Annotated in this window: 27 protein-coding genes and 3 tRNA genes; 10 read left to right on the top strand and 20 right to left on the bottom strand. The window is 60.4% G+C overall.

Going from position 1 to position 25,126, the window contains the following annotated elements; genetic code table 11:
• Positions 1–707: 707 nt before the first annotated feature.
• Positions 708–1,487, bottom strand: coding sequence for a peroxide stress protein YaaA (gene yaaA / locus EGJ86_RS17120; RefSeq protein ID WP_125835916.1), 780 nt, complete (start codon positions 1,485–1,487; stop codon positions 708–710).
• 498 nt (positions 1,488–1,985) lie between these two features.
• Here yaaA and EGJ86_RS17115 point away from each other — a divergent pair, with 498 nt between their 5' ends.
• From EGJ86_RS17115 to moaE, 4 genes are all read left to right on the top strand, one after another.
• A complete protein-coding gene (locus tag EGJ86_RS17115; protein WP_125835915.1) occupies positions 1,986–3,377 on the top strand; it encodes a PhoH family protein in 1,392 nt (463 codons plus the stop codon).
• 265 nt (positions 3,378–3,642) lie between these two features.
• Positions 3,643–4,119 carry a cyclic pyranopterin monophosphate synthase MoaC gene (gene moaC / locus EGJ86_RS17110; protein ID WP_125835914.1) on the top strand — a complete coding sequence of 159 codons (477 nt, stop codon included), beginning with the start codon at positions 3,643–3,645 and terminating at the stop codon, positions 4,117–4,119.
• Entirely contained in the window at positions 4,116–4,358 is a 243-nt protein-coding gene (locus tag EGJ86_RS17105; protein WP_099522377.1) for a MoaD/ThiS family protein, read from the top strand. The genes moaC and EGJ86_RS17105 overlap by 4 nt, the downstream gene beginning before the upstream one ends.
• 81 nt (positions 4,359–4,439) lie before the next feature.
• Positions 4,440–4,895 (top strand): molybdopterin synthase catalytic subunit MoaE, encoded by a 456-nt coding sequence (gene moaE, locus EGJ86_RS17100; protein ID WP_099522376.1) that lies wholly within the window; start codon positions 4,440–4,442, stop codon positions 4,893–4,895.
• Positions 4,896–5,010: 115 nt separating this feature from the next.
• On the opposite strand, the gene EGJ86_RS25115 is transcribed toward moaE, so the two are convergent.
• A complete protein-coding gene (locus EGJ86_RS25115) occupies positions 5,011–5,181 on the bottom strand; it encodes a hypothetical protein (protein WP_177432864.1) in 171 nt (56 codons plus the stop codon).
• A 174-nt stretch (positions 5,182–5,355) separates the two neighbouring features.
• On the opposite strand from EGJ86_RS25115, the gene EGJ86_RS17095 reads away from it, so the two are divergent.
• Together EGJ86_RS17095 and EGJ86_RS17090 are read left to right on the top strand one after the other, a co-directional pair.
• A complete protein-coding gene (locus EGJ86_RS17095) occupies positions 5,356–7,278 on the top strand; it encodes a bifunctional UDP-sugar hydrolase/5'-nucleotidase (RefSeq protein WP_125835913.1) in 1,923 nt (640 codons plus the stop codon).
• A 298-nt stretch (positions 7,279–7,576) separates the two neighbouring features.
• Positions 7,577–8,491: a DMT family transporter gene (locus EGJ86_RS17090; protein WP_125835912.1), complete on the top strand. Its 915-nt coding sequence runs from the start codon at positions 7,577–7,579 to the stop codon at positions 8,489–8,491.
• A 200-nt stretch (positions 8,492–8,691) separates the two neighbouring features.
• Here the strand turns inward: EGJ86_RS17090 and EGJ86_RS17085 are convergent, their stop codons facing one another.
• The gene (locus EGJ86_RS17085; protein WP_125835911.1) at positions 8,692–9,138 is read right to left on the bottom strand and encodes a hypothetical protein; all 447 of its coding nucleotides are present in this window, start codon (positions 9,136–9,138) and stop codon (positions 8,692–8,694) included.
• A gap of 25 nt (positions 9,139–9,163) precedes the next feature.
• Positions 9,164–9,481, bottom strand: a complete 318-nt coding sequence (locus EGJ86_RS25660; RefSeq protein ID WP_125835910.1) for a hypothetical protein — start codon at positions 9,479–9,481, stop codon at positions 9,164–9,166.
• Between EGJ86_RS25660 and EGJ86_RS17075 the strand changes: the two genes are divergently transcribed.
• Complete coding sequence (locus EGJ86_RS17075; protein ID WP_125835909.1) at positions 9,465–9,821, top strand: excalibur calcium-binding domain-containing protein; 357 nt, start codon at positions 9,465–9,467, stop codon at positions 9,819–9,821. The genes EGJ86_RS25660 and EGJ86_RS17075 overlap by 17 nt on opposite strands.
• Before the next feature lie 140 nt (positions 9,822–9,961).
• Here EGJ86_RS17075 and EGJ86_RS17070 read toward each other — a convergent pair whose 3' ends face one another.
• Positions 9,962–10,189: a hypothetical protein gene (locus tag EGJ86_RS17070; protein WP_125835908.1), complete on the bottom strand. Its 228-nt coding sequence runs from the start codon at positions 10,187–10,189 to the stop codon at positions 9,962–9,964.
• Positions 10,190–10,412: 223 nt separating this feature from the next.
• On the opposite strand from EGJ86_RS17070, the gene EGJ86_RS17065 reads away from it, so the two are divergent.
• Positions 10,413–10,489, top strand: a tRNA-Met gene (locus EGJ86_RS17065).
• Between the two features lie 78 nt (positions 10,490–10,567).
• Here the strand turns inward: EGJ86_RS17065 and EGJ86_RS17060 are convergent.
• The 15 genes from EGJ86_RS17060 to EGJ86_RS16980 all read right to left on the bottom strand — a co-directional run bounded on the left by EGJ86_RS17060 (position 10,568) and on the right by EGJ86_RS16980 (position 22,291).
• Positions 10,568–10,936, bottom strand: a complete 369-nt coding sequence (locus tag EGJ86_RS17060; RefSeq protein WP_125835907.1) for a hypothetical protein — start codon at positions 10,934–10,936, stop codon at positions 10,568–10,570.
• Positions 10,937–11,292: 356 nt separating this feature from the next.
• Positions 11,293–11,652, bottom strand: coding sequence for a type II toxin-antitoxin system HigA family antitoxin (locus EGJ86_RS17045; RefSeq protein ID WP_125835906.1), 360 nt, complete (start codon positions 11,650–11,652; stop codon positions 11,293–11,295).
• Entirely contained in the window at positions 11,652–11,954 is a 303-nt protein-coding gene (locus EGJ86_RS17040) for a type II toxin-antitoxin system HigB family toxin (protein ID WP_125835936.1), read from the bottom strand. The genes EGJ86_RS17045 and EGJ86_RS17040 overlap by 1 nt, the downstream gene beginning before the upstream one ends.
• 207 nt (positions 11,955–12,161) lie before the next feature.
• Positions 12,162–12,335 carry a hypothetical protein gene (locus EGJ86_RS25005; protein ID WP_158620905.1) on the bottom strand — a complete coding sequence of 58 codons (174 nt, stop codon included), beginning with the start codon at positions 12,333–12,335 and terminating at the stop codon, positions 12,162–12,164.
• Between the two features lie 727 nt (positions 12,336–13,062).
• Positions 13,063–14,292, bottom strand: coding sequence for a DUF6161 domain-containing protein (locus EGJ86_RS17030; RefSeq protein WP_125835904.1), 1,230 nt, complete (start codon positions 14,290–14,292; stop codon positions 13,063–13,065).
• A gap of 49 nt (positions 14,293–14,341) precedes the next feature.
• The gene (locus EGJ86_RS17025; protein WP_125835903.1) at positions 14,342–14,770 is read right to left on the bottom strand and encodes a glutaredoxin family protein; all 429 of its coding nucleotides are present in this window, start codon (positions 14,768–14,770) and stop codon (positions 14,342–14,344) included.
• 282 nt (positions 14,771–15,052) lie between these two features.
• Complete coding sequence (gene ychF, locus EGJ86_RS17020; protein ID WP_125835902.1) at positions 15,053–16,153, bottom strand: redox-regulated ATPase YchF; 1,101 nt, start codon at positions 16,151–16,153, stop codon at positions 15,053–15,055.
• 25 nt (positions 16,154–16,178) lie between these two features.
• The gene (gene pth, locus EGJ86_RS17015; protein ID WP_099522360.1) at positions 16,179–16,769 is read right to left on the bottom strand and encodes an aminoacyl-tRNA hydrolase; all 591 of its coding nucleotides are present in this window, start codon (positions 16,767–16,769) and stop codon (positions 16,179–16,181) included.
• Between the two features lie 60 nt (positions 16,770–16,829).
• A complete protein-coding gene (locus tag EGJ86_RS17010; RefSeq protein WP_099522359.1) occupies positions 16,830–17,444 on the bottom strand; it encodes a 50S ribosomal protein L25/general stress protein Ctc in 615 nt (204 codons plus the stop codon).
• 105 nt (positions 17,445–17,549) lie between these two features.
• Positions 17,550–18,491, bottom strand: a complete 942-nt coding sequence (locus EGJ86_RS17005) for a ribose-phosphate pyrophosphokinase (RefSeq protein WP_106732851.1) — start codon at positions 18,489–18,491, stop codon at positions 17,550–17,552.
• Between the two features lie 46 nt (positions 18,492–18,537).
• A tRNA-Gln gene (locus EGJ86_RS17000) sits at positions 18,538–18,612 on the bottom strand.
• A 56-nt stretch (positions 18,613–18,668) separates the two neighbouring features.
• Positions 18,669–18,743: transfer RNA gene (locus EGJ86_RS16995), tRNA-Gln, on the bottom strand.
• A 26-nt stretch (positions 18,744–18,769) separates the two neighbouring features.
• Positions 18,770–19,639 (bottom strand): 4-(cytidine 5'-diphospho)-2-C-methyl-D-erythritol kinase, encoded by an 870-nt coding sequence (gene ispE / locus EGJ86_RS16990; protein WP_125835901.1) that lies wholly within the window; start codon positions 19,637–19,639, stop codon positions 18,770–18,772.
• A gap of 310 nt (positions 19,640–19,949) precedes the next feature.
• Positions 19,950–20,567, bottom strand: coding sequence for a lipoprotein insertase outer membrane protein LolB (lolB, locus tag EGJ86_RS16985; RefSeq protein WP_099522356.1), 618 nt, complete (start codon positions 20,565–20,567; stop codon positions 19,950–19,952).
• Positions 20,564–22,291: a tetratricopeptide repeat protein gene (locus tag EGJ86_RS16980; RefSeq protein ID WP_125835900.1), complete on the bottom strand. Its 1,728-nt coding sequence runs from the start codon at positions 22,289–22,291 to the stop codon at positions 20,564–20,566. The genes lolB and EGJ86_RS16980 overlap by 4 nt, the downstream gene beginning before the upstream one ends.
• 209 nt (positions 22,292–22,500) lie before the next feature.
• On the opposite strand from EGJ86_RS16980, the gene hemA reads away from it, so the two are divergent.
• Complete coding sequence (gene hemA, locus EGJ86_RS16975) at positions 22,501–23,781, top strand: glutamyl-tRNA reductase (protein ID WP_125835899.1); 1,281 nt, start codon at positions 22,501–22,503, stop codon at positions 23,779–23,781.
• Positions 23,778–24,860 carry a peptide chain release factor 1 gene (prfA, locus tag EGJ86_RS16970; protein ID WP_125835898.1) on the top strand — a complete coding sequence of 361 codons (1,083 nt, stop codon included), beginning with the start codon at positions 23,778–23,780 and terminating at the stop codon, positions 24,858–24,860. The genes hemA and prfA overlap by 4 nt, the downstream gene beginning before the upstream one ends.
• Positions 24,861–25,126 lie beyond the last annotated feature (266 nt).

The raw sequence follows: 25,126 nt of genomic DNA, 5'->3' as shown, positions 1-25,126 counted from the left end.
GGTATTAACCTCGTCCGTTTGATGCAGTTTTAAATACTGGCCTTATGGCCAAAACTCGTCCGTGAACTCACCGTTTTAATAGGTTTGAGTTCATTCAGGCATAAGTAGAGTGGGCGCCGGAAGTGGCACCAAGTGCGGGCCTTTATATTGAAGGCTGGCCCTTTGATGTTGTCGCTGTCGCCTCGCTTGAGGCCTCTATATCGGTACTGTGGCGGGTTGCCATCTCTCCCTTTGACGCGCACAAACTTTCTTTTGGGTGAAACTGTTCGGCAAAACTTAATTCGCTATCTGGCAGGTTCAAGTGTTCAGAAAGTTATGTATTGAAATGTGTTACGGGCTGTATGAGTGGCGGCCCTTTCGGATAGTTCCTACCGTTCGTCCTGAAGCTGAACCGGAGCTGAACGACTAATTTGATTGCAATATAATGGCAAGTTGCAAAATGCATGATGGCAATATGTTCATTAATATGCTTGAAACTATCGGATAACTAAGTCGTGCAATAAGTTCGCGAAGAAGTGCAGTTGCGCTGAAAGTGTGACGCCAAGCAGGTTTTCAGATGCAGGAATGTGGTCGCAGGAACCACGGGCAAGCGCAACGCTCGCGCTATAGCGAAGCGGCGGACGAGAGAGAGGCGGAAGAGAGCAAGCGCAGCGGCCAAGCCCATGCGACAACCGATGAGCGGTGCATGGGCTTGGCTGGAGGAGGGGTCAGTCTTGTGGCTGGTCGCGCAGGAAAACCAGACTGTCGGTCTTGGAATGCTCGGCCGAATAACGGTAGCCCTGATAGTTGAAGTCCTTCAGGCCTTCAGGGTTGGTCAGGCGCTCCTTGATCACGTAGCGCGCCATCAGGCCGCGGGCCTTCTTGGCGTAGAAGCTGATGATCTTGTACTGGCCGTTCTTCAGGTCCTTGAACTCGGTGTCGATGAGGCGCGCGTTCAGTGCCTTGCGTTTGACCGCGCCGAAGTACTCGTTGGAGGCGAGGTTGAGCAGCACGTCATCGCCTTGGGCTGCCAGCGCTTCGTTGAGCCAGCCGCTGATGCGCTCGCCCCAGAAGGCGTACAGATCCTTGCCGCGGCCGTTGGCCAGCTTGGTGCCCATTTCCAGGCGGTAGGCCTGCATCAGGTCCAGCGGGCGTAGCACGCCGTACAGGCCGGAAAGCATGCGCAGGTGAGTCTGAGCGAAGTCGAAATCCTCTTCGGAGAAATCCTCGGCGTTCAGCCCGGTATAGACGTCGCCCTTGAACGCCAGCAGCGCCTGCTTGGCGTTGGACGGGTTGAACGGCCGCTCCCAGCTACCAAAGCGCGCGGCATTGAGGCCGGCAAGCTTGTCCGACAGATGCATCAGCTCGGCGATCTGCGTCGGGCTGAAGTCGCGCAGTTGGGCGATCAGTTCCTGGGCGTGGTCGAGGTGTTCGGGTTGGGTGAAGCGCGGGGTGGCGGGTGGCGTCTCGTAGTCGAGGGTCTTGGCCGGTGAAATCACCATCAGCATGTGCGGAATCTCCAGAAAGCGTGACGGCGATTCTAGAGGTCAGGGATCGGCAAGACCACCTATCGGAGTGATTGAGAGGAACCGAGGCGCTGCCGTTGCAGGAGCGAGCTCTGCTCGCGAAGCAGTTGCCAGCAATGAGCAGGCGCGACGCGTTACCTGCACCTGATTGGCGCGGCATGCTGCAAGAGGGGGCGGGGTAGCGAAGAGAGTGACAGCAGGTAGGACTTCGGACTGTAACGGGGTGCTGGCGGCTCGCCAAGCACTATCTGTCGCGTCTGCAAATAAAACCTGCATGACGATAAAAAAACGTTTTTCTGTCATGTGAATTGGAGTAATAAAAAAGCAAGACCGCCGAAACCTGCATACGGGTGGCGGCCATTGGCCCTCACCTTGCTTGCCACCTTTCGGCCCCGACCTGAAAAAGTCGGCGGTCTCTGTCCGGCGCAGCACCGCCTCTGGTATTGCGTCGCCTGGCTACTACAAGAAGGTGACCGACGTATGGATGACCACGGACGCTCCAAGCCCACCGCTCCAACCCTCTACGCTCTCGACACCAACGTCCTGATTCACGATCCCAACGCCTTGCTCAACTTCGAAGAACACCACGTCGCCATCCCGATGACGGTGTTGGAGGAACTCGACAAACTGAAATCCGGCAAGCACGGCGTCGCCGCTGAATGTCGCCAGGCCATCCGCCTGATCGATCAGATTCTCGCCGGGGCGGAGCCCGAGGACGTCGAGTACGGGGTACCCATCCAGCGCGGCAAGAGCGGCCCCTGCGGTCGTCTTTCCATCCTTATGAGTAAAAGTGCGGCGCCGGTGACCTGGCTGCCGGAAAACCTCAACGACAACAAGATCATCAACCAGTTGGTGGAGCTGAAGTCGCGCAACCCCGGCCTGTCCGTGGTGCTGGTGACCAAGGACATCAACATGCGCCTGAAGGCGCGCGCCTGCGGTATCGACGCCGAGGACTACCACACCGACCAACTGGTCGATGACGTCTCGCTGCTGTCGAAGGGTTATCACGATATGCCCGGCTCGTTCTGGGATCGCGTGAGCAAGGTCGACACCCGTCAGGACCACGGCCGTACCTGGCACCGCGTGCAACTGACCGACAACCTGCCGGCCGTGCATGTCAATGAGTTCATCCTCGATGAACAGGGCTTCGTCGGCTGGATCAAGGCGATCAAGGGTGATGAGCTGGTGATTCTCGACATGCACCAGGAGCCCCTGCTGCATCAGGAGGCCTGGGGCCTGAAACCGCGCGACATCCACCAGGCGCTGGCGCTGTTCGCGCTGCTCGACCCGGACATCCACCTGGTCAACCTGTCCGGCGCCGCCGGTTCCGGCAAGACCATCCTGGCGTTGGCCGCCGCCATTGAGCAGACCATGGTCAGCAAGCGCTACCGGCGCATCATCGCCACCCGCAGCGTGCAGGGGCTGGATCAGGAGATCGGCTTTCTGCCCGGCACCGAGGCGGAGAAGATGGAACCCTGGCTCGGCGCAATCACCGACAACCTCGAAGCGCTGCACATGGAGGACGAGAGCACCCACGGCAGCGTCGACTACATCCTGCAGAAGGTGCCGCTGCAGTTCAAATCCCTCAACTACATCCGCGGGCGCAGCTTCCAGCAGAGCCTGATCCTCATCGACGAATGCCAGAACCTCACCCCGCACCAGATGAAAACCATCATCACCCGTGCCGGCAGCGGCTCGAAGGTGGTCTGTCTGGGCAACCTGGCACAGATCGACACCCCTTACCTGTCAGCGCCGAGCTCGGGCCTGACCTACCTCACCGAACGCTTCAAGGACTTCCCGCACGGCGTGCACATCACCCTGCAAGGCGTACCGCGCTCGATCCTCGCGGAGTACGCGGAAACCCATATGTAACCCTTCAGCTGTGAAACACTGGCGCCCCTGCTCGCAAGAGCAGGGGCGTTTTAGTCTGCATCAACGAATTTCTGCAGGGCCCGTGGGAGCGGCTTCAGCCGCGATGATCGCGGATAAATCCGCCGCTGCAGTTGTGTAGCCGAATCTAGCCAGTAGCCCGGATGAAATCCGGGGAGTTTTGCCACTCTGGCCCTGGATTTCATCCGGGCTACGAAATCCTGACCTGCAGGTTTACAATCGGCCGATTCCCGCCAGGAGCTTTCCCGTGCTGACCCACCTCGATTCCCAAGGCCGCGCGCACATGGTCGACGTCACCGACAAGGCGACCACCTTCCGCGAAGCCACCGCAGAAGCGCGCGTGCGCATGCTGCCCGCCACCCTGCAGATGATCGTTGCCGGTGAGCACCCCAAGGGCGACGTATTCGCCGTGGCGCGTATCGCCGGCATCCAGGCCGCGAAGAAAACCAGCGACCTGATCCCCCTTTGCCATCCGCTTATGCTCACCGGCGTCAAGGTCGAGCTGCGCGCCGAAGGCGACGCCAGCGTGCATATCACTGCCCGTTGCAAACTGTCCGGGCAAACCGGTGTCGAGATGGAAGCACTGACTGCCGCCAGCGTCGCCGCGCTGACCATCTATGACATGTGCAAGGCCGTGGATCGTGGCATGGTCATCGAGCAGGTGCGCCTGCTGGAAAAGCTCGGCGGCAAGAGCGGTCACTACAAGCTGGAGGAACAAGCATGATCCGCGTGCAATACTTCGCCCGCTACCGTGAAGCCCTGGGCCGTGACGATGAACAACTGAGCGGCGACTTCGCCACCCTCGACGACGTACGCCTGCACTTGGTGGCCCGTGGTGGCGAATGGGAAGTGCTGGGTGAGCAGAACCTGATGTGCGCGCGCAACCAGGAACTGTGCAGCCTCGACGAGCCGCTGACCGAGGGCGATGAAGTCGCCTTCTTCCCCACCGTTACCGGCGGTTGATCGCCGGGCGACTCTACCAGCGATGCGCTTCGATTCTGTAGGGTGGGCTTTAGCCCACCATTTCGAGCAAACGAGATCCTCATGACCATCCGCGTCCAAGCCCAACCCTTCGATCCCGGCAGCGAGCTCAACGCCCTGCATGCCGCCAACCTCGGCATCGGCGCGGTGGTCACCTTCGTCGGCTACGTGCGCGATTTCAATGATGGCCGCGAAGTCGGTGGCATGTTCCTCGAGCACTTCCCCGGCATGACCGAAAAGGCTCTGGGCAAGATCGCCGATGAGGCGCGCGAGCGCTGGCCGCTGCTGGGCATCGAGATCATCCACCGCATCGGTCGTCTGGAACCTGGCGAACCCATCGTCTTCGTCGGCACCAGCAGTGCTCACCGCCAGGCATCGTTCGATGCCTGCAACTTCATCATGGATTACCTGAAGACCCGCGCGCCGTTCTGGAAGAAGGAAGACACCAGCCAAGGCCCGCGCTGGGTCGAAGGCCGCTGCAGCGACCAGAGCGCCGCCGAGCGTTGGCAGCGCCCGTAGGGTGCGCCGCGCGCACCGACCCTTCGCTACACCGCGCTCGAATAGACAGCGACATCATCAACATCGCTCGGTGCGCATGGCGCACCCTACGGTGCTGGCTCCTACAAGAGCGGTTCTACGCCAGCGCCAGATGCACCCGCAACGCAATCGGTACCAGCATCAGCAATACGCCCAAACCCAGCACGCGTACGCCCCATTCGTGCTCGCGGAAGTTGAAGCCGACGCCCAACAGCAGAAAGCCACCGATCAGCAGCATCAGCATCAGCATCAGGTGATAGTGGTCCATGGCGCTTCTCCACGTTGCCGTCCTGATTACAGCTTAGTCTCGCCGCCTGGCTTGGGCGCTGATCTGGGGCAATCAATTGCCTGACTCGATTGGCGACAAAGGGCGTCTCGATTGGTCGCTGTCTGGCGCCAGGGCCTGCTCCATACTGTGCGCAGTCATCGTCAAGGATCGTCCATGCGCCTGTTCCCCTCACTCCTGCTCGCCGGCCTGCTGGCCGCCACGCCGCTGACCGCTGCCGAGCGCAGCTTCACCATCCTGCACAGCAACGACTGGCAGTCGCGCCTGCTCGGTTTCGGCCCCAATAACGAATACACCCCGGCGACGGTGAACGATGACGACACCGTTGGCGGCGTCGCGCGCCTGGCCACCTTGTTGAACGAGCGCCGCGCGGCAGCCGGCGAAGAGCCTCTGCTGCTGCTCGACGGCGGCGACTTCACCATGGGTACGTTGTTTCACACCATCGCCCGCGAAATGGGCAGCGAACTGCGTCTGATGAGTGAGCTGGGCTACGACGCGGCAGTGATCGGCACCCACGAATTCGACTTCCGCCCGGCCGGGCTCGCCGCGATGATCAGCGCCGCGCACAAGGCCAAGGGCGACGCGCTGGTGCCGCTGCTGTCGAGCAACATGCGTTTCGATCCGACCAGCAAGGCCGACGACAGCCTCCAGGCACAAGCCGACGCCGGGCGCATCCTGCCGTACAAGCTGATCGAGCGCGGTGGCATCCGCTTCGGCCTGTTTGGCCTGCTCGGCAACGATGCCGTGGCCGTCAGTCCGATGATCAAGCCGCTGACCTTCGCCGACCCGGTCGCCACTGCCAGGGATACCGTGGCCAAGCTGCGCGAGGACGGCGCCGAGGTGGTCATTCTGCTGTCGCACATGGGCGTTACCCAGCAGGCCGATGGCAACTGGCGCGGTGAGGAAGTGGAGCTGGTCGAGCAGGTGCCGGGCATCGATATCGTCGTCGGCGGCCACTCGCACGTGGCCCTGCCGCAGCCGGTGCTGGTCAACGGACACACCCCGGTGGTGCAGGCCGGTTCGGAAATCCAGTACCTCGGCGAACTGCGCATGACCCTTGGCGACGACGGCGTACCGCGTGTGCGCGACTACCGCCTGCATCCGGTCAACGACAGCATCGCCGGCGACGCCGCCATCACCGCCAAGGTGGAAGACTTCAAGCAGGTGGTCAGCGAGCGGATGCTCACTCCCAAGGGCTACCGATTCGACCAGCCGCTGGCCAAGGTCGACCAGAGCCTGGGTCGCGATTTCACCGATCAGACCCTGGCAAATCTGGTGACCGATGCGCTGCGTCATGCAGTCGATGCCGACCTGGCGTTCACCGGCAACGGCACCATTCGCGATGACCTGCTCAAGGGCCGCAACGGCGTGCAGGACGTCTCCGACCTGTTCCGTATCGCTCCGCTGGGCATCGGCGAGTTCGACGACGAGCCCGGCTACCCGATGATCAAGGCCTACGTCAGCGCGCGCGAAATCAAGTCGCTGCTGGAAGTGCTGCTACTCGCCTATCAACTGCGTGACAGCCAGAGCTATTACCCGCGCGTTTCCGGCGTGCGCTTTACCTACAACCCCTGGCGCGTGCCGTTCGACCGCGTCAGCCGCATCGAGATCGGTGATGCGGTCAAGGGTTACCGCGACCTGGATCTTGACGACACGCGTCTCTACAGCATCGGTGCCACCAGCTACGTTGGCAGTTTCACCTGGCTGGTGCCGGAGTTGACCAAGGGTTTGCTCGACGTCATCCCCAAGGACGCCGAGGGCCGCCCATTGCCGCGTATCGAAGACGCCATCGTCGACCAGGACCCGAATAAAGAAGGCGTGCAGGAACTCAAGGAATGGCAGGTGTTGCTCGACCATATCCGCAGCCTGCCGGATCTCGACGGTGACGGCCTGGCCGACATTCCCACCACCGGCGCGGCAGCCGAAGCGCGCATGATCCGCGCGCCGAGCCTGCATCCGGCCGATATGTTCCGCCTGGCCGGGCCGATGCAATGGGGCGCCAGTGCCGTGATTCTGGCCTGCGTGCTGCTGATTCTCTGGTTGCTAAGCCGCCCGCTGCGCTGCCGCAGTCGGCGTTGACGGCCGCAGGGAGCGCCGCGCGCAGCGGGAATGACGCGCTACTCGGCCTTCAAGCTCGCACAACGCGCCCATAGTTTCCGGGCGCGCCCGGCTGAACGTCATGACTCCGTTGGCTTGGTGCGCATGGCGCACCCGAGGGTCCGCCACCTTGCCAAGCCTTGCGTGCCTCCGTATCGTGCAAAGCCGCCTGATTCGGAAGCTACGCAATGATCGCTCAGCACTGCCTGCTCGGTGACCGTGCTCAACCGTCCAACCCTCGCCCGGATAAAGGCCGCGCCAACGGCGCGGTGCTCGCCTTATGAATACACTCAATCATTCGCGCCCGCTGGCGCTGTTCGGCCTGCTGCTGGCCAACCTTTGCTGGTCCGGCAACGCCCTGGTGGCGCGCGCCTTTGCCGGTGAAATCGCGCCGTTCACCCTGTCGTTCTGGCGCTGGTGCCTGGCGTTGGCATTACTGCTGCCCTTCGTTGCCGTGCCGCTGTGGCGTCACCGCGCAGCCCTCCGTCATGCAGCCTGGCGCCTGCTAGTGCTCGGGGCGCTGGGCATCGCCGGCTACAACTCACTGCTCTACTGCGCTGCGCAGACCACTGCGGCGATCAACATCTCGCTGGTCAACACCTGCCTGCCGCTGGTGACCTTCATCGGCGCCGGGCTATTGCTCAACGAATGGCCGGCGCGCCGTGCCTGGTGGGGCATGCTGGTGGCCGTGGCGGGGCTGGCGGTGTTGATCAGCCAGGGGCAATGGAGCCGCCTGGCCAGCCTGTCGTTCAATCAGGGCGACCTGATCATGCTGCTGGCTGTGGTCGACTGGGCGTTGTATTCGCTGCTGCTGCGGCGCTGGGCGGCATATCTGCAGCCGATTCCACCGCTGGCGCTGCTGGGGGCATTCATCCTGCTCGGCGTGCCGCTGATCCTGCCGTTCTATCTCTACGAGCTGAGCCAGGGCGCGCACCTGGCGTTCAACGTCGCCAACCTCTCGGCCGTCGCCTACACCGCTGTATTCGCTTCGTTGCTGGCCTACCTGGCCTGGAACCACGGTATCCGCGTGATCGGTGCGGCCAAGGCGGCGCTGACCAACTACGTCATGCCGGTATTCACCGCATTGCTGGGCTGGGTGCTGTTGAATGAGAGCCTGCAGGTCTACCACTGGCTGGGCGCCGCGATGATCTTCGGCGGCCTGCTGCTCGCCACGCGGCCAGGCAAAAGCGCCTGAAAATACCCCCGATTAGCGAAACGCTGTTCACATAAGGTCCTGCGCGCTTTGCTCCCCTCTCCCATTTATGGGAGAGGGGTTGGGGGAGAGGGCTGAAAACGCCGTAAGTCTGCCGGCACCCCGCCGAACGCGGCTCTGGGGAGAGGATGGCAGCGGCGGCGGATGAAAAAGGCGTCATCCGCCCTACGGCGATCCCTTCATTATTCCGGCTTCAGCATCACGAAGGCTTCTCCGCCTTCGCGATCGTGCATCAGGATGAACGGCTGCCCGGCGATCATCAGCTTCACCGGTACCTTGCGCGGCAACGTGGTGCCGGCGTTGATCGCCGCTGCGCTGAGCAATTGGCGAGTCAGGCTGTCATCCTCCTGCGCCTCACTGGTCACCACGCATTCATGGCTGACCTTCACCTGAATGCTCAGGCTCTTGTCCGCATTGAAGCCGATGGTGGCGAAGCCCATATCGGTCATCTCGGTAACGCCATGCTGCCGCGCCACGCGATGCGCCTCGGCAAAGCTCGGCGCCGTCTGCAGGCAGATATCGCGAAAGGCCTGCACCACGGGCGAAGTGACCGGCACCGGTGGCTGCGAACCCAGGTTGGCGCAAGCGCCGAGAAGGCCAAGGCTGACAAGCAAGGCGAACTGTTTCATCACATCATTCCTTAATGACGGTTGTTCAGGGTTGCTGGCAAAGATCATGCCCCAGCAACTGCGAAGCCAACCCTTTGGCAAGATAGGTTTCAACCACGCGGCCATCGCTGCATTCGGTCTTGTGGCCGATGGCGAAACCGATGGAAAGCACAACGAATAGCGCCAGGCCGAGATTCTGGATGGGCGTCATGACAGGGCTCGCAGGGTAAACAATGGGGCAGGATGAAGAGGCGGGCAGGGGATGGCAAGTGCCAATGCCCCGCTCTGGATTTGTCTGCGCGGCGAGCCAATACTGGCAAACACCGAAACCGGCAAGGGACTGTGCAATGAAGAAGCTGATCATCATTCTGCTGCTGGGCGCCGCCTTCTGGCAGTTCTACCTGAGCAAGCCTGGCAGCCCGATCATCAGCAACATCGCCAGCGATGGCTCGGTGATGGACAACCCGGTGGTCACTCAGCCCGGCTCGTCCAGCTTCTCGCTGGACAGCCTGCGCCCTTCACCCTCGATCAGCCAACCCGCAACCCAGGTCGCCAGCAAGCAATATCGCTGCGATGGCCGCACCCACTGCTCGCAGATGACCTCCTGCGACGAAGCCACCTTCTTCCTGCGCAACTGCCCCGGCACCAAGATGGACGGCGACAACGATGGCGTGCCCTGTGAAGGGCAATGGTGCGGGCGCTAGCAGGCCGTTGAAAAACGTAGGCGAGGTAGGCAAGACAAGGCAAAAACGACCGAAAAAGCGGAGTTTACGTGCTGTAAATGAGCATTTTGAGGGCGTTTTTAACGCAGTATTGCCAACGTAGGTAGTTTTTCAACAGCCTGTCAGGGCAGGGTGATCGACATACCACTCATCGCAACCTGGGCGACAAGCATCCAGGCAACCGCGCTGAGGATGCCCAACACGCTGTAGCCGACGACGATGCCAACCGCGATCTGCTTCCACAGCCCGGCATGGCGGTTGGGTTCGTTGCGGTAATGCGTCGGCATATCACGCTCCGCCCGCAGATCGTCGAAGTCGTCTCTCGCTCTCAAGGTGCTCTCCTGGTTCATGGGCCAGCGCGCGACGGCGCTGCAGCCTGCTGGAGGCGGATTTTCCGGCATCGTCCGACAGCGCCGCAAGCACCGTCCGAGCGGTTGAGGGGCGAGCCGCAGGCTCAGAAACGAGTGATTCAGCGAGTCGCTACCCGCGAAGCCTAACCGCTTGATAAAACGTAAATTTATCGATGATCTGGGGTTGACAGCGATAGGCGAGACGCGGACAATGCGCGCCGTTGGCTACATAGCTCAGTTGGTTAGAGCGCAGCATTCATAATGCTGATGTCCCAGGTTCAAGTCCCGGTGTAGCCACCATAAATTTCAAGGGGTTAGCGCAAGCTAGCCCCTTTTTATTTGCCCAATGAAAAGGCGCCAGAATGGCGCCTTTTTCGCTTAGCTGCCGATCGCTCCCACGCATGAGGTGTAGCGCTTGGCGATAGTGATCACCTCGGCCTTGCTGGCAAAGCTCTGAGGGGACTGGCCAAAGATGCGGTTCTCGCACATTTCCCGATAGTTCTCGTAACGCGCCATGCAGTTTGCAGGCGTCGAGCCGCCTGTAACCTGATAGCTGGGGTCGCTGCATATAAATGCCGCAAGGTTGTTGGCGCCGAGCTTCACTTCATCAAGGCTTACGCTTGTGGCCTCTGCCTTCTTCAGCAAAGCTTGGTAGCTATCGACCGTGATGGCGGCAACGGAGAAGTGCTCGTTATAGACGTAATAGCCACCGGCGGCGATGGCGATCAGTAGTAGCAGTGTTTTCACGTGGTTCATCCTTGATGGCGAAAGGCCGGCAGATTAGTTGCTCGCATTCAGATTGTCGATGGTGTTTAGAGGCGTGGTGAGTCCATCGGCATGAGCGCTAAATAAATCTGTCCCCTTTTCGTTTGTGCGACTCAGTGTCGAGGGTGCTACGCCTAGCTTTTCGGCCAACTCACGGCCGCTAATGCCGTTGGGCTCCAGGTAGAAATTGGTGATGAACTCACCGGGATGGGGGGCATGTTCATCAGTGGTAATCCTCATAGTCCGGGACATAAGCGTTTCCGTCGCGAAGCTCGAACGTCAGCCGCCAGTGGCCGTTCACTGTGAAAGAACTGATGAAAATCCTTCACCCCGAGCCGTCAGGCCACGTCCGCCAGCAAACTTTCATAGGGGATACGCAGGCCGTCATGCAGGCGCCTGATCATAGCCAGGCTCAATTTTCGCTTGCGGTTCAATACTTCGGAAACTCGACCGCTGGAGCCAATGAACGGCTCGAGGTCGCGCGGCGTCAAGCCTTGCTGATCCATACGAAATTTGATGGCTTCGATAGGGTCGGACGGCGGCATCGGGGCGTGCTCGTCTTCGTATTTGCTCACAAGTAGAGCCAGCACTTCGAGTTCATCACCTTCAGGCGTACCGATCTCTGCGCCCCACAGCTCGTCAATGCGCGCCATCGACGCTGTGTAGTCTTGCTCGGTGCGAATGGGCTTGATGTTCATCAGACAGTCTCCGCGTCAATTTGGTCGTATTGGGCATGAGTGCCAACGAAGCGCACCTTGGCCAATTGTCGTTGATAGTCGATGGCAAGAATTATCCGGTACTTGTTTCCCGCAATGTTGAACACCACTCGACTCCCCTTGAGAATGCTGGCTGTGCGCAATTCGGCCTTCAGCTCCTGTGGCGTGCGGTATGTAGCCTTTTCCATATGCCTGTACCACTCGACCATGGGTGACTGAGCATCGGCATAAGCAGGGCTGCTCTCCCAGAATGTTCTGAGTGTCCCTCTCGAAATGACATGCACTAGCTTTCTCCCATTTTGGGAGATATTAGGTTGTTCGCGCTGCAAGGGCAAGTCCCGTAAAACTCAGGCGCGACGGCCGGTGGGCTTGGTTGCTGGTGCATGAGTGCTTCACGCAGCATCTGCCGCACCTCCTCCGCCATCGAGCGCCCATTGCGGGACGCAAGCGTTGTTTGAGCTCTTCGTCGATGCGGATGGTCAGGTTCGCCATCAGCGCCACCAGCGATTGAGCAGGGCGCACAACGAGCGCTCGCCGGGTGGGGAGGGCGGGGCGAAGCGCGGCATGTCACGCAGGGCGATCCACAGATCGCCTTGCCATTCCAGCAGGCTGATGCGTTGAGCGGTGAGTGCGTGTTGGTTTTGGGGCTGGCCGAGCGCTATCATCCGATGAATCTGGGTCAGAGCATGATCACGTCGCCTTATGGTGACGTGATATCTGAGCATGGTTGACAGTGGGATAAATAAATCTGTCCCCTTTTCTTCTCAACAGACAAGCCGGTATCTCACCAATCCAAACGCCGGGCAATGATTACGCAGGATTTCGCTAAGCGGTGCGACGCCCACAAGCAGGTCAAGGACGGCAAGCAATGATCACACTCGAAGCTCTCGAAAGGCGTAACAACCTAGGCTTTTCAATCGTGGCAGGCAGCGCTGTAAGCGGCTTGCTTTATATCGGGTTCAGCTTTTACGGAAGCCTCTACACAGGTTTCTACTGCCTCACGTGTTTCGCATCCATTATCTGGCTAAGCCTCTTGTCAAAACGCTGGAATCCGCTTCTAGGACTAAGGCAGCCCTATCTGTACGATTGGGTGGTTGTAGCGCTTATAGCTGGGTTTATGACCAATAGCGTGGTGGTGCTTGGTAACAAGCTATTAGTAGCTGTGTGGACGGCGGTATGTATGACCGCCCCAGTGGTGTCGGCCCGTAGAAAGCGGGTGAGGGATTAGTAACTTGAGTGGTGGTTGCTTGGTGGCGCATACAGTTAATCGTGGTCTGTCCCCTATTGTTTGTCCCCTATTGTTCATCAAAGCGCTAACTAATGGGGGCAGAGAATAAACCCGCCCCTTTTTCCCTTTAAGCGGTCAGTCCTGCTGATTAAATAAAAAACAGTCTACCGATTGGGTCGCTCGCCTGAACGGATTGCCTCGACGATTCCTGGCATCGTTGGGCCTGAATCCGATGACAATAGCCCAGTGTCAGACCTGCTAAATAGAGCCTGAAGAATAATGTCTCTAGAAGATTCATCGATTTTTCCGCTCTCACTTAGAGATAAATATAAGTAAGTCAATTGCTCGCGTTCCTCGGCGTCTCGCATTAGGTGGAATGAGCTAAACGTGAGCTTTGCTAAAGTTCTAGCAAGAAATGCATATACCGCTACTATTGAGCCGAAAATTACAACGCCTTGAAGGGTGTTTAGTTTTAAATTGACCTCTTTTCCCTGTAGCCAAGTGGTGAAGAAGTCATGAAAGTAAACTAGGCCCAGTAAAATCGCTGCAATTAGTGCTAGAGCCCATAGTGCTCCATGTAGGCCATATTTTTTTGCTGAATCTCGCCAGTATTGGGCTGGCTTTTCTAGTCTGAGTTTTTCTTGGTATAAGTTCTCTAGTTCTTGAATTCTAGAGCTGCATGTGTCCATGTAGTCGGAGAATTTATCTCTCTGATCACCGAGTTGCGTTGTGTGAGCTGTTTTTTCTTCTTCTAATACGGCTTCTAGTTCCGTTTTTTTGTTTTCAAGCCAGTCTTTGAATCCTGTCTTTAGTTCGTCTGTCTCACGTATTACGCTGGAAGTTGCTGAATCTAGATTGTTCCTGAGCTGAGATATAGATTTCTTCTCGCCAGTTCGACGCTTTGCTATTTCTGAGCCTTGAAGAAGAAATTCATATGCTATAACTGTTCCTATGAAACCTGCTTGAGTAGTTGTGTCTACTATCTTCTTCTCGATTACAAAGCTAGAGAATGCTGATGCGGCCTGTAATCCATAGGTTGCTTGGCAGTCAATAAATTGAGCTGTGAATGGATGCCCGCTCCATATCCATCTTGGAGATAGATGCTGCAAGGAATTTCTATACAGTTCTTGGTATGCAGCTCTATAAGCTTGGTCATCCCATGAGTCAAGCTTTTCTTCCCATGTTGATGTTGTATCTAATGCAGTTTGAAAAAAGTTTATACAGTCAAAGTAAGGGTGTTTTCTAGTGTTGCCCTGGTTTAATGACGAGGATGAACTGCTATTTGTCCAGAAACCTAACTCTTTCTGGATGAAGGCCCTTAGTTCTTTTATGTTTGTGAATTCCCACTCTCTTTTCGTTGCGTCAATAAGGGTTATTGCTATTTTTATAGTCACAAGAAGTCCTAGGTGAAAGTCGGGAGAAATATGTTTCTCTTGTAGAGTGTCACGGGTAAATACTCTGAAAATCTACAGTAGTAAATCCATTCAGTCGCTTGCTCCCGACTAATATGACGGGCACACCATTACCGCCAATAGCGTTATAGGCTCTGCGAGCATTCTGGTTTTTCTCGATGTCGTATTCGACGAAGCTGATGCCGTTACGCCGGAAATACTGGCGGGCCTGCTTGCAGTAGCCACACCAAGCAGCTGAATACATGATGACGCGCTGCGATGTCGCGCCTTGGGCTGGCGTGAAGGATTCGTAGCTGACGCTTTCGTAGGAGTTGATCTTGGGCGAGAGCTGCTCGGCTTGATCCTTGTCCTTTGGCTTGTCACCGAAGTGAACGCGCCCGCTCTCATCCGTCCACTTGTAGATTTCCGCAGAGCAGATCAGCGGTAGGATGGCGAACAGGGCAAGGAGGAGTCGAGTCATGCGGCAGCTTCCATGCAGGGGAGGGCGTGCTGGCTGACCCAGGAGCGCCACGGATCAGGCAAAGGGGTGTCCCCTTTCTGCCTCAAAACACCATGCAATGGATACTAGCCAATAGCCGGCACTGGCGAAAGCCCCGTTTTTACAGGCTTCCAGCTTCTACCGAGGGAGGTGGCGCTTTTTCATAATGCCCAGCTCCCGCCAGCCCTAATCCATCAATTCCCCACCCCAAAAACAACAAAACCCCGCCAAGGCGGGGTTCTGTTCACGCACTGCTTACAACGATCAAACGTTAAAGCGGAAGTGCATCACGTCGCCGTCTTTGACGATGTAGTCCTTGCCTTCCAGGCGCCATTTTCCGGCTTCCTTGGCGCCGGCTTCGCCCTTGTACTGGATGAAGTCGTCGTAGGCGATGACTTCGGCGCGGATGAAGCCTTTTTCGAAGTCGGTGTGGATGGCGGCAGCCGACTGCGGGGCGGTGGCGCCGACTTTGACGGTCCAGGCGCGTACTTCCTTCACGCCTGCGGTGAAGTAGGTCTGCAGGTTGAGCAGGGAGTAACCGGCACGGATCACGCGGTTCAGGCCAGGCTCTTCCATGCCCATGGTTTCGAGGAACATCTGCATCTCTTCGAGATCGTCCAGTTCGGCGATCTCGGCTTCGATCTTGTTGCACACCGGTACGACGATGGCGCCTTCTGCGTCGGCGATGGCTTGCACCACGTCGAGCAGCGGGTTGTTCTCGAAGCCGTCTTCGGCGACGTTGGCGATGTACATCACCGGCTTGGTGGTGAGCAGGTGGAAGGTCTTGGCCAGGCGCTTCTCGTCGTCACCCAGGTCTTTGAGCAGGCTGCGTGCCGGCTTGCCTTCGGTGAGGTGGGGGATGAGCTTTTCCAGCAGGGCCTTTTGCGCCACGGATTCCTTGTCGCCACCTTTGGCGGTACGAGCCACGCGCTGCAGCTGCTTCTCGCAGCTGTCGAGGTCGGCCATGATCAGTTCGAGGTCGATGATCTCGATGTCGCGCTTGGGGTCGACGCTGTTGGCCACGTGGATGACGTTCTCGTCTTCGAAGCAGCGCACCACATGGGCGATGGCGTCGGTCTCGCGGATGTTGGCGAGGAACTTGTTGCCCAGGCCTTCACCTTTCGACGCGCCTGCTACCAGGCCGGCGATGTCGACGAATTCCATGGTGGTGGGGATGACCTTCTCGGGTTTGACGATCTCGGCCAGGGCATCCAGGCGCGGGTCGGGCATGGGCACGATGCCGCTGTTCGGCTCGATGGTGCAGAAGGGGAAGTTTTCTGCGGCGATGCCGGACTTGGTGAGGGCGTTGAACAGGGTGGACTTGCCGACGTTGGGCAGGCCGACGATGCCGCAGTTGAATCCCATGATGTGTCCCTCGGGGGAAAGGTGGTTACTTGGTGGCCTTCTGGCTATGCAGTTTGCGCATGGCCACGGTCCAGTCGCCGGCGAGTATTTCCGGCAGGACGTCCAAGGCGAAGTCGATGCTCTGCTCGAGCAGTTCCTGTTCGCTGCGTGGGGCGCGTCCGAGTACGTAGCCGGAGACCAGGCTGGCGTGCCCCGGGTGGCCGATGCCGAGCCGCAGGCGATGGAAGTTATTCTGGTTACCGAGCTGGGCGATGATGTCGCGCAGGCCGTTGTGCCCACCGTGGCCGCCGCCCTGTTTGAGCTTGGCGACGCCGGGTGGCATGTCGAGTTCGTCGTGGGCCACCAGGATCTCTTCAGGCTTGAGCTTGAAGAAATTGGCCAAGGCCGCCACGGACTGGCCGCTGCGGTTCATGTAGGTGGTGGGGATGAGTAGACGAACTTCGCGCCCCTGATGGACGAACTTGCCCACCAGGCCGAAATATTTGCGATCTACGGAGAGGTTGGCGCGCTGGCTGGCGGCCACGCGCTCAACGAAAAGGGCCCCTGCATTGTGCCGGGTCTGGTCGTATTCGGGGCCGGGGTTACCCAGGCCAACGATCAGTTGTACGGCAGTCATACAGGAGCCCTTTCGTGAACATGGCCCGGCGTGATCGCATGCCGGGCCAGCTACTGACGATTACTCGGCAGCGCCTTCGCCGGCAGCTTCTTCACGAACGCGCGGCAGGTGGATGCTGGCTACCGGCAGGTCACTGCCGTGGGCCAGAGCAACCAGCTCAACGCCTTTCGGCAGCTTGATGTCGGACAGGTGAACGGTCTGGTCAACAGCGACCGCAGCCATGTCGACTTCGATGAATTCCGGCAGGTCTTTCGGCAGGCAGGAAACTTCGACTTCGTTCAGGGCGTGCAGAACTTCGCCGCCGCCTTGCTTGACGCCAACGGAGCTGGCTTCGTTGATGAAGTGCAGCGGTACGTGGGCGGTCAGTTTCTGGCCGGCAACGACGCGAACGAAGTCAGCGTGCAGAACGAAGCCTTTGGCCGGGTGGCGCTGCAGGGCTTTGATCAGTACGTTTTCTTTGGTGCCGGCAACGTCCAGGCTCAGGACGTGGCTGAAGGCAGCTTCGTTTTCCAGCAGCTTGGCCAGGTCTTTGGCCAGCAGGCTGATGGATTGCGGGGCTTTGTCGCCACCGTAGATCACGGCAGGGACCATGGACACGTTACGACGCAGGCGGCGGCTCGCACCTTTCCCCAGGTCGGAACGCACTTCGGCATTCAGGGCAAATTCAACAGTCATTTCACTTCTCCAAAATAACCAAACCGCCTTCTGGCTTGCGACCAGCCTCGGGCGGTAGGGCAAAAAGCCCCGCACGAGGCGGGGCGCTTAACGTCAGCGGGTTCCTTAACGGAACATCGCGCTGATCGATTCTTCATTGCTGATGCGGCGAACCGCTTCGGCGACGACCGGGGCGATGTCGAGCTGGCGAATACGCGAGCAAGACTGCGCTGCTGCGGACAGCGGGATGGTGTTGGTGACCACCAGCTCGTCCAGCGACGAATTTTCAATGTTCTCGATGGCGCGGCCGGACAGCACCGGGTGGGTGCAGTAGGCGTAGACCTTGGCGGCACCGCGCTCTTTCAGCGCTTTGGCGGCGTGGCACAGGGTACCGGCGGTGTCGACCATGTCGTCGACCAGGATGCAGGTACGGCCTTCGACGTCACCGATGATGTGCATCACTTCGGACTGGTTGGCTTTCTCACGACGCTTGTCGATGATCGCCAGGTCGACGCCCAGGCTCTTGGCCACGGCGCGGGCACGAACGACGCCGCCGATATCGGGGGAGACGATCATCAGGTTGTCGAAGCGCTGGTCTTCGATGTCATCGACCAGGACCGGGGAGCCGTAGATGTTGTCCACCGGAATGTCGAAGAAGCCCTGGATCTGGTCAGCGTGCAGGTCGACGGTCAGCACGCGGTCGATACCGACCACGGTGAGCATGTCGGCCACTACCTTGGCGCTGATCGCCACACGTGCAGAACGCGGGCGGCGATCCTGACGGGCGTAGCCGAAGTAGGGAATGACTGCGGTGATGCGAGTCGCCGAGGAACGGCGGAAGGCATCAGCCATCACGACCAGTTCCATCAGGTTGTCGTTGGTGGGTGCACAGGTCGGCTGAATCAGGAAGACGTCCTTACCGCGGACGTTTTCGTTGATTTCGATCATGATTTCGCCGTCGGAGAACTTACCGACCGACGCATCGCCGAGGGGAATGTGCAGCTGACGAACGATCCGTCGCGCCAGATCGGGGTTTGCGTTCCCCGTGAAGACCATCATCTTGGACACGCGCAGTACCTGCCGGCTGGGGGTATACCTGGATGGGTATGGAAAATGGCAGGGGCGGCTGGATTCGAACCAACGCATGCCAGGATCAAAACCTGGTGCCTTACCGCTTGGCGACGCCCCTATATTCAGTATCGAATGCTGCTTGACTCGGTTTGCGATGCCTCCCGGAGGAGGTTATGGCAGGGGCGGCTGGATTCGAACCAACGCATGCCAGGATCAAAACCTGGTGCCTTACCGCTTGGCGACGCCCCTGTATCGTATAACCGAATGCTGAGCATTCACTTCTTGGCCAATGCTTGGAGCCTGCGGTGCAGCATCGAAATGTTGCGACCTTGAGCGACAAAACTCGGCAGAGTGCCTGGAAGTTGGCGGGCGACTTTATCAGCATCGTCCCTATTTGGGAAGCTCCCAAATATGCAAGCTCCAGTGCCGGTCAATCTAGCCTGAACAAATTTGTTCAACAAGATCAAAGCGTTACGAACTTCAGGGTAACGCTTCTCTACGACCGGCTGGCAGTCGTTTCGACCACCCCCCGCAAGAAGGCTGCGAACTTTAATGGGCGGCGTATCCCGTGTCAACTCGGGCGAGCCGAAAACTTCTGCTGTGCTTACAAAGACTTGCGGCGCGGCGACGAGGAACCAGGGTTCCTCCAGTTCGACGGGCGTCAGACGCTCGCCAACGCCCTCGGCAAAGGCCGCGCGACCGCGCACGAATACCGGCACATCGGCGCCCAGGGCCAGACCCAGTTCGGCCAGGCGATCTTCGCCCAATTGGGTATGCCACAGGTGGTCGAGGCCGAGCAGAGTGGTGGCAGCGTCCGAACTGCCACCGCCGATGCCGCCGCCCATGGGCAGGCGTTTGTCCAGCCAGATATCGGCGCCCAGCGCGGTGCCTGAAACTTCCTGCAAACGCCTGGCGGCGCGCACGATCAGGTTGCTGTCATGTGGCACGCCGTCGATGGGCGTATGCAGGTGGATTTCGCCATCCTGGCGGACGCTGAAGCCAAGCTCATCGCCGTGGTCGAGAAACTGAAACAGGGTCTGCAGCTCGTGATAGCCATCGGCGCGACGGCCGAGGATATGCAGCATCAGGTTGAGCTTGGCAGGGGCGGGGAGGATCAGTTCGGCGTGGGTGGGGATGGCGGTCATGGTCAGGGCTGGGCGTCGTCGCGAGATGGGGGCGATTGTATTCGGGAAATGCATCGGCAGGTGCGTCAGAGGAGCATCGCGGCTAAAACGGAATGCCGCCCAGCCGCTCCTACAAAAGCGCAGCCTCCCCCTGTAGGAGCGGCTTTAGCCGCGAAATGCTCAGTTCGTAGCATGGATGCAATCCGGGGAGAGGGGCGCCGGGTTTCCCGGATTTCATCCGGGCTACGGTGCTGCAAGAGAACTAGCGTGATGCGTTGAGCTCCCCTCTCCCATTTATGGGAGAGGGGCCGGGGGAGAGGGCGATGGGGCGTTACTGCCCCAACTGTCGCGGCTGCCAGTCCTTGATCACCAGGGTCACTTCCAGGTCCTGGCCGTAAAGCTTCAGGCGTTCGGGCAGGGCGTAGCCGTTTTGCTCGGTGTAGCGTTGGTACTCGACCTTCCAGCCGTCCTGTTCCAGCTGCGCCAGGTGGCTTTCGCCATCGAGGGTGATGCGGCTGCGGCTTTCCGGGGCGGGCAGGCCGCGAATCCACCAGAGCAGGTTGGACACCGGCAGGTCCAGGCGCAGTTGCTCGCGCAGCAGGTCTTCCGGTGATTCGGCGCGGTAGCGGCCACGGTTGGACACTTCCAGCAGGATGTCACCCGGGCGGCCGGTCAGGCGGGCGGCGCCGCCACCGAGCGGGCCGGACAGGCGAATGTCGTAGTAATCCTGGCGCTGCAGCCAGAACAGCGTGGCGCTGCCGGAGTCTTGCGGGGCGCGAATGCCGATCTTGCCGTTGATCTGCCAGCCATCGAGCTGGGTGATCTGCTGCTTGTGAGCCTTCCATTTGGCCGGGTCGCCCTGGCCTTCCAGCGCTTCGTGCGAGGTAAGGCCGGCGCAACCGGCAAGCAGGGCGATAAGGCTGAATACGAGTAGGTGACGAAGCATCAAAGAGTCTCGGAACCGGTTAGGCGCAACAGCGTGTCACGCAGAATGGGGCTGTCTGGCGCATCGGCGAACGCGTCGCGCCAAACGCGTTTGGCTTCGCGCTGTTTGCCCTGGGTCCAGAGCACTTCGCCGAGGTGCGCGGCGACTTCGTGGTCGGGGAATTTCTCCAGGGCCTGGCGCAGCAGGCGCTCGGCCTCGTCGAGGTTGCCCAGGCGGTAGTTGACCCAGCCAAGGCTGTCGAGAATCGCCGGATCGTCCGGGTTGAGCTGGTGCGCTTTCTCGATCAGCTCGCGCGCTTCTTCATAGCGCGTGGTGCGGTCGGCCAAGGTGTAGCCGAGGGCATTGAGTGCCATGGCGTGTTCCGGCTCGCGCTGGATGATGTAGCGCAGGTCGGTTTCTAGCTGGGCCAGGTCGTCGCGCTTTTCCGCGAGCATGGCGCGGGTGTAGAGCAGATTGAGGTCGTTGGGATACTGCTCCAGGCCCTCGTTGATCACTTTCCAGGCCGGCTCGACCTGGCGGCGATTGCTCAGGCCTTCGGCTTCGATCAGGTACAGCTGGATGGCGTAATCGGGCTGCGCGGCGCGTGCCTGGGCCAGGCGCGCGCTGGCTTCGTCGATGCGCTGTTGGGCGAACAGCAGTTCGGCCTGGCGTTGCTGGGCCGGCAGATAGTCGTTGCTCGGACCGACCTGGGCGTATTCCTGCAGGGCGCTGTCGTTGTCGTTCAGCGCCTCATAAGCGCGGCCAAGGTTGTAGTGCGCGGCATCGACATGGCTGCGGCGTTCGACCAGCTCTTCCAGATAAACGATGGCTTCTTCCCAGGCTTCGGCTTCCAGGCACACCAGGGCCAGGGAGAAACGCAGGTCGTCGTCGTTGGGGTTTTCCTGCACCAGCTTGGAGAATTCGCCTTTGGCGTCGTCGAGGCGATCCTGCTCGACCAGCAGGCGCGCGTAGGTCAGGCGCAGGCGCTTGTCTTCGGGGTTGTTGCGGATGCCTTTCTGCAGCAGTGGCATGGCCTCTTTGCCGCGGTCGAGGCTCTGCAGCAGGCGAGCGCGCAGCAGGATCGGCGACACCTCGTTGGTGCTCGCAGCGCTGTCTTCGAGCAGTTCCAGGGCCTCTTCGGCGCGGCCGTCCTGTTGCAGCAGGATGGCCTTGCCGAACAGCAACTGGCTGTTGTCCGGGTTCTTGCTTAGCAGGCGGTCGAAGCCTTGCAGCAGCCCTGCGCGGGTGTCCGGGTCGGTTTCTGCGGCGGACAGGGCGAGGAAATCGAAGTGGGTGTCGCCCTGGCGCTGCAGCACCTGCTCCATAAAGGTCATGGATTCGTCGTAACGGCCGGCGCGGGCCAACTGCACGGCGGCGGCGCGTTGCGCATCGATGTTGCTCGGCGCGTTACGGGCCCAGATCAGTGCGCTATCGAGCGCAGGCTGTTCAGCGCCGAGGTACTCGGCAATGCGGAAGGCGCGTTCGGCAACGCCGGCATCGCCAGTGGCGTTGGCTTGCTGCACATAGTTGCCGAGGGCAATATCGAAGCGATTGCGCTGCCCGGCCAGCTCCGCAGTGAGCAGGGCGAACAGGGTTTCCTGGCTGAACGAGCCGTATTCGCTCGGCTCCAGCTGGGTGGTCTGGTCGGCTTCCTGTACCGGCGGCGTACCGTCCGGCTCGCTGGGGGCGAAGGTTTGGCAGCCGCTGAGGAAGGCGAATGCAGTGAGCAACGCGAGGGGTCTGTTCATAGTGCCTTGTCGTGCGTTATTCCGGGGCGGGGGCCGTGCTGGCGCGTGCCCTGCGACGTTCGCGGCATCATGACACAAGCCTTGGAGCAAGCCCACTGGCCAGGACGATGCGGCGAACTGTCTATTGGGACAATAGGTCGCGGGAGTTGTTCTCTCGGGGGCGAAGTAGGACAATTGCCGGCTCCCGTATTGCCCCTCAGCGACCCTGCATGGCCTTTATCGCCCTCGGTATCAACCACAAGACCGCCTCGGTAGAGGTGCGCGAGCGCGTTGCCTTTACTCCTGAGCAACTGGTCGAGGCGTTGCAGCAGCTGTGTCGGCTGACGCCCAGCCGTGAGGCAGCGATCCTCTCCACCTGCAACCGCAGCGAGCTGTACCTGGAGCAGGATCAGCTGAGCAGCGACGAAGTGCTGCAGTGGCTGGCCGATTATCACCGACTGAGCGTCGACGAACTGCGTGCCTGCGCCTACGTGCACAGCGAGGACGATGCGGTTCGGCACATGATGCGTGTGGCGTGCGGGCTGGATTCGATGGTGCTGGGCGAGCCGCAGATTCTCGGCCAGCTCAAGTCCGCCTATGCCGTGGCGCGTGAGGCCGGCACCGTCGGCCCGCTGCTCGGGCGTCTGTTCCAGGCCACCTTCAGTACCGCCAAGACCGTACGCACCGATACCGCCATTGGTGAGAACCCGGTATCCGTGGCCTTTGCTGCGGTGAGCCTGGCCAAGCAGATCTTCGCCGACCTGCACCGCAGCCAGGCGTTGCTGATCGGTGCTGGCGAGACCATCAGCCTGGTAGCGCGCCATCTGCACGATCAGGGCATCAAGCGCATCGTTGTCGCCAACCGCACCCTGGAGCGTGCCAGCCAGCTGGCTGAGCAATTCGGTGCCCATGCCGTGCTGCTCTCGGACATTCCCGACGAGTTGGCGCACAGCGACATCGTCATCAGCTCCACCGCCAGCCAGTTGCCGATTCTCGGCAAGGGTGCGGTGGAAAGCGCGCTGAAAAAGCGCAAGCACAAGCCGATCTTCATGGTCGACATCGCCGTGCCACGCGATATCGAGCCGCAGGTGGGCGAGCTGGATGACGTCTACCTCTATACCGTCGATGACCTGCACGAAGTCATCGAGGAAAACCTCAAGAGCCGCCAGGGCGCAGCGCAGGCTGCCGAGGAACTGGTGGCTGCCGGCACCGACGACTTCATGCAGCGCCTGCGCGAGCTGGCTGCGGTCGATGTGCTCAAGGCCTACCGCCAGCAGGCCGAACGCCTGCGCGACGAGGAACTGGCCAAGGCCCAGCGCATGCTGGTCAATGGCAGCAATCCCGAGGACGTGCTGGCGCAACTGGCGCGAGGCCTGACCAACAAGCTGCTGCACGCGCCCAGCGTACGCATGAAGAAACTCACCGCCGAGGGGCGCGTCGACGCGCTCAGCCTGGCCCAGGAATTGTTCGCCCTCGACGAGAGCGCGCCGCAGGACAAAGGTCTGCAATGAAAGCTTCACTGTTGAACAAGCTGGACAACCTCAGCGACCGCTTCGAGGAACTCACGGCGCTGCTCGGCGATGCCGAGGTGATTTCCAAGCAGACGCAGTTCCGCGCCTATTCCAAGGAATACGCCGAAATCGAGCCGGTGATCGCCACCTTCCGCGAGCTGCGCAAGGTACAGAGTGACCTCGAGGGTGCCCAGGCACTGCTCAAGGACAGCGACCCAGATCTGCGTGAGATGGCCGAGCTGGAAGTGGATCAGGCCAAGGAGGTGCTGGTCGGTCTGGAAGACAAACTGCAGCGCATGCTGCTGCCGAAAGACCCCAATGACGGCCGCAACGTCTATCTGGAAGTGCGCGCCGGCACCGGCGGCGACGAGGCGGCGATCTTCTCCGGCGACCTGTTCCGCATGTACTCGCGCTATGCCGAGAGGCAGGGCTGGCGGGTCGAGGTGCTGTCGGCCAACGAGGGCGAGCACGGCGGCTTCAAGGAAGTGATCGCCCGCGTCGAGGGCGACAACGTCTACGCCAAGCTCAAGTTCGAGTCCGGCGCACATCGCGTGCAGCGCGTGCCGGAGACCGAATCCCAAGGCCGTATCCATACCTCTGCCTGCACCGTAGCGGTGTTGCCGGAGCCGGACGAACAGGCCGCCATCGAGATCAACCCGGCCGATCTGCGCGTCGATACCTATCGCAGCTCCGGCGCCGGCGGTCAGCACGTCAACACCACCGACTCGGCGATCCGCATTACCCACATTCCCACCGGCACCGTGGTGGAATGTCAGGAAGAGCGCTCGCAGCACAAGAACCGCGCCAAGGCCATGGCCTGGCTGGCGGCCAAGCTGCAGGACCAACAGGAAGCGGCGGCGCACAAGGAAATCTCCGAAACGCGCAAGCTGCTGGTGGGCTCGGGCGACCGCTCCGAGCGCATCCGCACCTACAACTTTCCGCAGGGCCGGGTGACCGACCACCGCATCAACCTGACCCTGTATTCGCTCAATGAAGTGATTGCCGGTGGCGTGGAAGCGGTGATCGAACCTTTGCTTGCCGAATACCAGGCTGATCAGTTGGCGGCACTGGGCGATTGAGTTTCGCTTGATCTCGTTGCGGTGCGCCGTGCGCACCGTAGCCCGGAGCAATCCGGGAGGAGCTGACAGCAAGCGCTAACTTAGCGCCGAACAGTCCCCTCTCCCCACGGGGAGAGGGTTAGGGAGAGGGGGCGCAATGGTGGGGGGGGGGGGGGGGGGGGGGGGGGGGCCGCGGGGGGGGGGGGGGGGGGGGGGGGGGGGGGCCCCAAAAGAGCCGCCCGCCAGAAGATTATGGTGGGTTGGGGAGGGCGACGGCGAGGGGGGGG

Source organism: Pseudomonas sp. o96-267 (assembly GCF_003935465.1).
GTDB lineage: Bacteria > Pseudomonadota > Gammaproteobacteria > Pseudomonadales > Pseudomonadaceae > Aquipseudomonas > Aquipseudomonas sediminis.
The sequence above is the reverse complement of the archived record's forward strand: the minus strand, read 5'-3'. Positions and strand labels throughout refer to the sequence as shown.

Coding starts and splice junctions, on each gene's coding strand:
- prfA (WP_125835898.1), top strand. CDS start 23,778: ATGAAAGCTTCACTGTTGAACAAGCTGGACAACCTCAGCGACCGCTTC.
- EGJ86_RS25660 (WP_125835910.1), bottom strand. CDS start 9,481: ATGATCAGCTTCTTCATTGCACAGTCCCTTGCCGGTTTCGGTGTTTGC.
- EGJ86_RS17085 (WP_125835911.1), bottom strand. CDS start 9,138: ATGAAACAGTTCGCCTTGCTTGTCAGCCTTGGCCTTCTCGGCGCTTGC.
- pth (WP_099522360.1), bottom strand. CDS start 16,769: ATGACTGCCGTACAACTGATCGTTGGCCTGGGTAACCCCGGCCCCGAA.
- EGJ86_RS17095 (WP_125835913.1), top strand. CDS start 5,356: ATGCGCCTGTTCCCCTCACTCCTGCTCGCCGGCCTGCTGGCCGCCACG.
- EGJ86_RS17045 (WP_125835906.1), bottom strand. CDS start 11,652: ATGAACATCAAGCCCATTCGCACCGAGCAAGACTACACAGCGTCGATG.
- ispE (WP_125835901.1), bottom strand. CDS start 19,639: ATGACCGCCATCCCCACCCACGCCGAACTGATCCTCCCCGCCCCTGCC.
- ychF (WP_125835902.1), bottom strand. CDS start 16,153: ATGGGATTCAACTGCGGCATCGTCGGCCTGCCCAACGTCGGCAAGTCC.
- yaaA (WP_125835916.1), bottom strand. CDS start 1,487: ATGCTGATGGTGATTTCACCGGCCAAGACCCTCGACTACGAGACGCCA.
- moaE (WP_099522376.1), top strand. CDS start 4,440: ATGACCATCCGCGTCCAAGCCCAACCCTTCGATCCCGGCAGCGAGCTC.
- EGJ86_RS16980 (WP_125835900.1), bottom strand. CDS start 22,291: ATGAACAGACCCCTCGCGTTGCTCACTGCATTCGCCTTCCTCAGCGGC.
- EGJ86_RS17075 (WP_125835909.1), top strand. CDS start 9,465: ATGAAGAAGCTGATCATCATTCTGCTGCTGGGCGCCGCCTTCTGGCAG.
- EGJ86_RS17105 (WP_099522377.1), top strand. CDS start 4,116: ATGATCCGCGTGCAATACTTCGCCCGCTACCGTGAAGCCCTGGGCCGT.
- EGJ86_RS17010 (WP_099522359.1), bottom strand. CDS start 17,444: ATGACTGTTGAATTTGCCCTGAATGCCGAAGTGCGTTCCGACCTGGGG.
- EGJ86_RS17090 (WP_125835912.1), top strand. CDS start 7,577: ATGAATACACTCAATCATTCGCGCCCGCTGGCGCTGTTCGGCCTGCTG.
- EGJ86_RS25115 (WP_177432864.1), bottom strand. CDS start 5,181: ATGGACCACTATCACCTGATGCTGATGCTGATGCTGCTGATCGGTGGC.
- EGJ86_RS17070 (WP_125835908.1), bottom strand. CDS start 10,189: ATGAACCAGGAGAGCACCTTGAGAGCGAGAGACGACTTCGACGATCTG.
- EGJ86_RS25005 (WP_158620905.1), bottom strand. CDS start 12,335: ATGATAGCGCTCGGCCAGCCCCAAAACCAACACGCACTCACCGCTCAA.
- hemA (WP_125835899.1), top strand. CDS start 22,501: ATGGCCTTTATCGCCCTCGGTATCAACCACAAGACCGCCTCGGTAGAG.
- EGJ86_RS17115 (WP_125835915.1), top strand. CDS start 1,986: ATGGATGACCACGGACGCTCCAAGCCCACCGCTCCAACCCTCTACGCT.
- EGJ86_RS17025 (WP_125835903.1), bottom strand. CDS start 14,770: ATGACTCGACTCCTCCTTGCCCTGTTCGCCATCCTACCGCTGATCTGC.